Below are 7,807 nucleotides of genomic sequence, written 5' to 3' on the forward strand. Positions count from 1 at the left end.
CCCCCGCCTTTGTGGCGGCCGCTATTAACCTCGTGTTCGGAACCTTATTGGCGTGGATTTTGGTGCGTTACACCTTCCCGGGACGGCGTATCATCGACAGCCTTATCGAGTTACCGTTTGCCTTACCGACGGCAGTAGCGGGCATTACCTTGTCCAAACTCTATTCCGAGACAGGCCTCTTAGGCAGTGCCTTGGTTAAATTGGGCGTATCCATTGTTTATACAAAAATAGGTATTATTATAGCCTTAGTATTTGTGGGTATTCCTTTCGTAGTTCGTTCCGTGGAGCCTGTGTTGGCAAAACTTGACGGTTCTTACGAAGAAGCCGGCGCCGTATTGGGTGCCAATAACTTTACGATTTTCAGACGCATTATTTTGCCGGAAATCTTACCGGCCGGTCTAGCCGGTTTTGCCTTGGCTTTTGCCCGAGGGCTTGGTGAGTACGGTAGCGTTATCTATATCTCCGGGAACAGTGCTAAAGCGCAGACGCAAGTCGTGTCCTATGTGATTATGCAAAAACTCAATTATGTGGATTATGAGGGGGCAACTGCCATGGCGTTGGTGCTCCTCGTATTGGCCTTTTTAATTTTGCTTACCGTGAACTTGATGCAGCTTCGTCAGGCACGGCGGTTAGGAGGTCGATAATATGAAACAGTCAAAATGGGTGAAAAATACATTGATTACATTAGGCTTTATCTTTGTAATCTTAATGTTGGTCTTCCCGCTGGTAACTGTGATAATCAGTTCGTTGGCACAGGGCTGGGGCTTTTACTTAAAAGCTATAACCACACCGTATGTGTTATCCGCTTTGGGGCTGACGCTTTTAGCAGCTTTAGTAGCCGTTGCAGTCAGTGGCTTCTTCGGCCTTTGTGCAGCATATTGTATCGGTAAATTCGATTTCAAGGGGAAACAATTCCTCATGACTTTAATCGATGTGCCGTTCTCCATTTCACCGGTTATTGCAGGTCTTGCCTTTATCATGGTATTCGGCCGCATCGGCTGGGGCTATGGGATTTTAGATACAATTAATCAGTGGCTTGGCACGAATTGGCGCGTTGTCTTTGCCTTACCGGGTGTTTTCTTGGCAACTATATTTGTAACCTTGCCTTTCGTGTTCCGCGAAGTGATTGCCATCATGCATACGCGCGGACGTGAAGAGGAAGAAGCGGCGGTCCTCATGGGGGCATCGGGATTGACCGTTTTTTGGAAAGTAACCTTTCCGCAAATTAAATGGGCTTTTTTATACGGCGTCTTATTGTGTGCGGCTCGTGCTTTGGGGGAATTCGGGGCCGTAGCAGCCTTGTCAAAAGCTCGCGGCAGCACCTTTACCTTGCCGCTCGAGATCGACGCATTATATATGTCAGGTTCGGCGACGGGCGTAACGGCAGCCTTTGCGGCATCCTCTTTATTGGTATTGATGTCCGTATTATTGCTCTTACTAAGAGCCTATGTGGAACATCGCGTCGGTCATGCCGGCGATTAGAGCGTTTAGATTGAATAAACGTCAGCCAATGAGGGTAAAATAAGTAGCTATATACAACATAAAGTATAAGAATATAACTTGAAGAAGATAAGAGAGAATTTGAGGTGATTAAATGGGCGTAACGTCGGCGGCGTCATCGAGCTATGTGGCGATGACCGGAATATATAAGCAATACGGCGATTATGAAGCATCGAAAGATGTTAACTTTGAAATCACGGAAGGCCGTATCGTGGCCTTATTGGGACCCAGTGGCAGCGGGAAGACGACAATCCTACGTATGTTGGCAGGGCTTGAACATCCCGACGAAGGGGATATTCATATTGCCGGTCAGCGCGTAAATGAAATCGTACCGGCTAAACGCGGCATCGGGTTTGTTTTTCAAAACTACGCCTTATTCCGTCATATGACGGTGTTTGATAATATTGCGTTCGGCTTGGACGTACAAAATAAAGATCGAGGCAAAATTGAAAAGCGTGTTACCGAATTGCTGGACTTGGTGGGCCTTGCTAATTTACGAGATCGCTATCCGGGGGAATTGTCCGGCGGTCAGCGGCAGCGTGTGGCCTTTGCCCGTGCGTTGGCTCCAAGACCGCATGTATTGCTATTGGATGAACCGTTTGCGGCTATCGATGCAAAAGTAAAGCATGATTTACGGCAATGGCTTAAGGCGACGATTAAAAAATCCGGGATTACCAGTATTTTCGTAACCCATGATCAGGAAGAAGCAGTCGAACTGGCCGATGAAATCATCGTAACGAACAATGGCCGTATCGAGCAGATGGGCACACCTGAAGAAATTTATGGTACGCCGGCAACGCCGTTCGTGGCCGGTTTCATGGGTAAAGCTAAAGGCATCATGAATTATGAGAAATTAGTCGGTTTTGACAAAGAAGACGATTTCGACTGGGCTATTATTCGGCCGGAATTTGTAGCGGTTTTCAAAAAAGACGCCGACCATGGCAATAAGAGTGCTATAGAGCAGGGCGTGGTAGAAGCGGTGACATTCCAAGGCACAAGGCTCAGCATGCAAATTCGTATCGGCGAGCATATACTCGAAGCGGAACAGCCGATTGAGGCCAACATGTTTACCGTCGGCGAAGAAGTGGATGTACTCATCTATCGACTGTTTTTGTGCAGCAATACGGACGTTCATATTGCCAAGAACAAAGCGCTCGAACCGGACCAAGTGTTCTATATTTAGTGATATTCAGTCGTTAACGGCAAAGATGAACGACGTATCAGTAATAGGCAATTATAAGGAGATAGCATTCAACGCCAAAGTGAATGTTGTTAACTATATCAAATGATATTCAGCCCTTAAGTAGGCATTATAGAAATTAGGTGGAATGGGATTATGAAATTTGAGAAGCGAGAGCGAATTGAGACGGATGTGCTCATCATCGGGGGCGGCACGGCGGGCTGTTACGCGGCGCTGACCTTGCAAAAAGAGAGCAACGCCAAGGTTCTCATCGTAGAAAAAGCGGCCATTCGACGCAGCGGCTGTTTGGCGGCCGGCGTGAATGCGCTGAACGCGTATATCGTAAAAGGCCGTAAGCCGCAAGATTATGTGGATTATGCCACGAAGGACGCGGCCGGCATTGTCCGTCACGATTTATTGCTCACCATGAGCGAACGCCTTAACGGCGTGACGAAAGTACTGGAAGATTTGGGGCTCGTTATTTTGAAAGACGAAAATGGCGAGTATATGGCACGCGGTAATCGTAATATTAAGATTAACGGCGAAAACATCAAGCCGATTCTGGCTGATGCGGTTCTTCAGTTACCAAATACGACGGTTATGGAACATGTGATTATGACCGATTACTTGGTAGAAAACGGCGAAATTAAAGGGGCGGTTGGTTTTTCATTGCGCAATAACGTAGCCTATGAAATCTACGCACCCTATGTAATTTGTGCCACCGGCGGAGCGGCCGGCTTATATCGACCGAACAATCCGGGTTTTTCACGTCACAAAATGTGGTATTCACCGTTCAACACGGGCGCCGGTTATGCCATGGGCATCAAAGCGGGTGCTGAAATGACTACCTTTGAAATGCGTTTTATCGCCCTTCGTTGTAAAGACACAATTGCGCCGACCGGCACTATTGCCCAGGGCGTGGGCGCTAAACAGGTCAATGCGGATGGCGAAGTGTATGAAACGAAATACGGCCTGACCACTTCGCAACGCGTGTACGGGACTGTAAAAGAAACGCTCGATGGTCACGGCCCTTGTTATTTGGCAACCGAAGGTATTACGAGCGAGCAGAACATGGACCTTTTAAAGGCGTATCTTAACATGGCACCGGGTCAGACTTTAAAATGGTTAGAATCCGGCGAGGGTCCGCAGCAGCAGAATGTGGAAATCGAAGGAACGGAACCATATATTGTAGGTGGTCATACGGCGAGCGGTTATTGGGTAGACACGAAGCGTGAAACGACAATCCGTAACCTCTTTGCGGCCGGCGATGTAGCCGGTGGGTGTCCGCAGAAATATGTAACCGGTGCCTTGGCTGAAGGTGAAATTGCGGCCTTGGCTATTGCCGAACGTTGGCAAAACGAACAAGGTGCGAATGCAGGGACAGTCAATAACGTAGCAACAGGGGGCAAAGTTAACGCAGCTAGAGCAGCAGCGAATACTGTTTCCACTACTGTAGCGGCGCAGGCCAAAACGTACTTGGATGCGTATGATACCTTCCTTACCGGCGAAGCACCACTCTATACGACGGAACAGCTGGAAGAAGCGATGCAACGGGCCATGGACAGCTATGCCGGCGGTATCGGCTCTTATTATCGTTTTAACGGCAAGCAATTGGCCAAAGCGAAAGCACGTATCGAAGAGCTCATAGGCATGGCGGAACAGCTGAAGGCGGAAAACCTCCACGATTTGCTGTTTATCTACGAGCTCAAAGAGCGCTTGGTAGTATGTTTAACCTTGATTGCTCACTTGGGGGCCCGCAAGGAAACGCGTTGGCACAGTTTTGCGGAAAACCTGGATTATCCTGAGACCAGCGATGAATGGCTCTGCTATGTTAACTCCGTGGCAACGGATAAGGGCATTGAAATTCGTCAGCGTCCATTGGTAACATCGGACAGCTATGAACATCAAGACGGCGCGGCCGTTAGCAAAGGAGGCGCACTATGAGCATCAAAATCGATCAACAGACATGCGTAGGTTGTCAGCGGTGCGTTAATATTTGCCCCGGCAGCTTACCGGCTATGAATGAAGCGGGCAAAGCCTTTATGGCCTATCCGAAGGATTGTTGGGGCTGTATGGCCTGCATTAAGGAATGTCCCGTAGGCGCTATTGCCTACTTCCTCGGTCCTGATATGGGTGGCCTCGGCGGCACCATGAAGGCTCGTCGCGACGGTCAATATTGGAATTGGGAATATACTTCGCCGACCGGTGAGAGTCAGACCATCGTGGTGAATGCTCAAGAATCCAATAAATATTAAGCTTTGATATCTCAGATACGACAATTTTAAAGTTTAGATTTTTTCAACATTGTAGTATCTTTGCAACGTTTAAAAGTTAAGATATTTTTCAAAATAAATTATAGAGTAAAAGAGAGAAGGTTTAGCATGAGTGAATACAGCCATTTAGACGAATTGGAAGCGGAAGCCATATATATTATCCGCGAAGTAGCGGCGCAGTGTGAAAAGCCGGTTATGTTGTACTCCATCGGTAAGGACAGCTCGGTAATGCTCCACTTGGCGCGCAAAGCATTTTATCCGGAAAAACCGCCGTTTCCGTTTTTACATGTAAACACAACGTGGAAATTCAAAGAAATGATTAAATTCCGCGATGAAACAGCCAAGAAATTCGGCCTCGATATGATCGAATACATCAACCAGGACGGCGTGGATCAGGGTATCAACCCATTTGACCACGGCTCGGCTTACACGGATATTATGAAAACACAGGCCTTAAAACAGGCACTCAACAAATACGGTTTCACGGCAGCGTTTGGGGGCGGTCGTCGTGACGAAGAAAAATCCCGTGCGAAGGAACGTATCTTCTCCTTCCGTAATGCGTCGCACGGCTGGGATCCGAAGAACCAGCGTCCGGAAATGTGGAAACTTTACAACGCTAAAATCAATAAGGGTGAAAGTATCCGTGTTTTCCCATTGTCCAACTGGACCGAAAAAGACATTTGGCAATATATTAAGCGTGAAAACATCGACATTGTATCCTTGTACTTCGCGGCAGAACGTCCTGTTGTATACCGTGACGGCAACATCATCATGGTGGATGACGACCGTTTTAAACTTCTTCCGGGTGAAAAAATCGAGCAGAAGAAAGTTCGTTTCCGTACCTTAGGTTGCTATCCTTTGACGGGCGGCACCGAGTCCAATGCGACCACCTTGGATGAAATTATTGAAGAAACCTTGTCGGCTGTATCGTCTGAACGCACGACCCGTGTTATCGACAGTGAAGCGGCGGGCAGCATGGAACGTCGCAAACGTGAAGGTTATTTCTAATACATACATGACGATGAGGGCCATTCTTTTTGAAAAAGAACAAGCCTTGGGGATGACAGAGAGGATACAACGATGAAAGGACTTTTAAAATTTATTACCTGTGGCAGTGTGGATGACGGTAAATCCACACTCATCGGCCACATTTTATATGATGCAAAATTATTATATGCGGACCAGGCGAAAGCCTTGGAATTGGAAAGTAAAGTGGGCAGCCGCGGCGGCGCCATCGACTACTCTTTATTGCTCGACGGCCTCATGGCGGAACGCGAACAGGGGATTACCATTGACGTAGCGTACCGTTATTTCACCACCGACAACCGCAGCTTTATCGTAGCGGACACACCGGGCCACGAAGAATACACCCGTAACATGGCCGTAGGTGCGTCCTTTGCGGATTTGGCCATTATCTTGGTGGATGCTTCGCAGGGCATTTTGGTGCAGACCCGTCGTCATGCACGTATTTGTGCGTTGATGGGGATTGAGTCGTTCGTGTTTGCCGTGAATAAAATGGACCTTGTAGGCTATAAAGAAGACGTGTTCCGCAAGATTGAAGCGGACATTGCAGCCCTTGCTAAAGAAGTAGGGCTCAAGCAAGTACAGGTGATTCCGGTTTCGGCTACCGAAGGGGATAACATCACCGTTAAAGCAACGACCATGCCTTGGTACGAAGGACCGGCCTTATTGCCATACCTTGAAAACGTAGATGCATCCGGTGCAGCGGAAGACGGTTTCTATATGCCCGTACAACGCGTTTGCCGTCCGAATCACACCTTCCGCGGCTTCCAAGGCCAAGTGGAATCCGGCAAAATTACCGTTGGCGATACCCTCACCGTATTGCCGAGTGGAGAATCAGCTAAGGTTAAAACCTTGATGGTCGGTTTTGATGAAGTGCAGGAAGCGAAAAACGGCCAGCCGTTGACTGTTGAACTTGACCGTGAAATCGACGTGTCTCGTGGCAGCGTGTTGGTAAAACAGACCGGCATTGAAATCGCTCAGACGGCCAGCGTTAAACTCCTTTGGATGGATGACGAACCGCTTGAAGTGGGCAACGAATATCTCGTAAGCCTCGGCACCAAACAGGTGGCCGCTACGGTGACGGATATTCAGTACCAAATCGACGTGAACAGCGGTGAACATTTGCCGGCTGCGGAACTCGGTAAAAACAGCATTGCCCTTTGCACCTTGCACTTCCAGGCGCCGGTTGTTATGGATGAATTCCGTCGTCATAAGACGTTGGGTGAGTTGATTCTTATCAACCGCGTAAGCAACATGACCTCCGCTTGCGGTGTCGTAGAAGCGGTGGGTACTACTGCGGAACAGCACAGCTTTGAAGGCAATGGCTTGAAAGCACGTGGCGACGTGTTTGATGAATTCTACTACAATGTAGAAGGTCTCAAAGTAGATAAAATCCGTCCTAACCGCACGACCTTTAATATTGGCGACAGCTTGCCGCTCGCCGGTGCCAGCTACAACTATCCGGCTAATTTTGATATCTTGGTTCTCCGCGATAAAGTGGCTATCGAAGTACGGGACGGTAAATTGGCTAATATCGTACCGTTGGCTGAGTATACATACAACGACGTGCCGGTTGTGAACGGTCGCGGTTTTGCCGTGCAGGTTAACTCTGCCGACGATGTAAAACAATTCATCGAAGAGTCTTCCGATGATGCGTTGCAGCATGATGGCGCATGGCATGATAAATGGCTCCGTTTTGAAACGTACCGTAAGATTATTTTCCATGATTCTTTCTGGTCGATTTAAGAGAATAAGCGAATAAGACTAAGCAGTCATACAGTACATTACTGTGTGGCTGCTTTTTTATTGTACGCCGAATAGGCATGACAAA

The 7,807-nt window shown here is 48.1% G+C and carries 7 protein-coding genes; all 7 read left to right on the plus strand.

What is annotated here, in order from left to right:
• Positions 1 to 644 (plus strand): sulfate ABC transporter permease subunit CysT (gene cysT, locus QZL64_RS02280; RefSeq protein ID WP_296309191.1); only part of this gene is annotated, 644 nt, incomplete at its 5' end.
• 1 nt (position 645) lies between these two features.
• A complete protein-coding gene (locus tag QZL64_RS02285) occupies positions 646 to 1,482 on the plus strand; it encodes an ABC transporter permease subunit (RefSeq protein ID WP_021840426.1) in 837 nt (278 codons plus the stop codon).
• Positions 1,483 to 1,594: 112 nt separating this feature from the next.
• Positions 1,595 to 2,683 (plus strand): ABC transporter ATP-binding protein, encoded by a 1,089-nt coding sequence (locus QZL64_RS02290; protein WP_021840427.1) that lies wholly within the window; start codon positions 1,595 to 1,597, stop codon positions 2,681 to 2,683.
• A gap of 153 nt (positions 2,684 to 2,836) precedes the next feature.
• The gene (locus QZL64_RS02295) at positions 2,837 to 4,624 is read left to right on the plus strand and encodes an adenylyl-sulfate reductase subunit alpha (RefSeq protein ID WP_021840428.1); all 1,788 of its coding nucleotides are present in this window, start codon (positions 2,837 to 2,839) and stop codon (positions 4,622 to 4,624) included.
• On the plus strand, positions 4,621 to 4,935 hold the full coding sequence (locus QZL64_RS02300) for a 4Fe-4S dicluster domain-containing protein (protein ID WP_021840429.1): 315 nt from the start codon (positions 4,621 to 4,623) through the stop codon (positions 4,933 to 4,935). Before QZL64_RS02295 ends, QZL64_RS02300 begins: the two co-directional genes overlap by 4 nt.
• 126 nt (positions 4,936 to 5,061) lie before the next feature.
• Positions 5,062 to 5,961 carry a sulfate adenylyltransferase subunit CysD gene (gene cysD, locus QZL64_RS02305; protein ID WP_021840430.1) on the plus strand — a complete coding sequence of 300 codons (900 nt, stop codon included), beginning with the start codon at positions 5,062 to 5,064 and terminating at the stop codon, positions 5,959 to 5,961.
• Positions 5,962 to 6,033: 72 nt separating this feature from the next.
• Entirely contained in the window at positions 6,034 to 7,722 is a 1,689-nt protein-coding gene (locus QZL64_RS02310) for a sulfate adenylyltransferase subunit 1 (protein ID WP_021840431.1), read from the plus strand.
• Positions 7,723 to 7,807 lie beyond the last annotated feature (85 nt).

It is taken from the genome of Veillonella sp. CAG:933, assembly GCF_000431435.1.
In the GTDB taxonomy this organism is placed as follows: domain Bacteria; phylum Bacillota; class Negativicutes; order Veillonellales; family Veillonellaceae; genus Veillonella_A.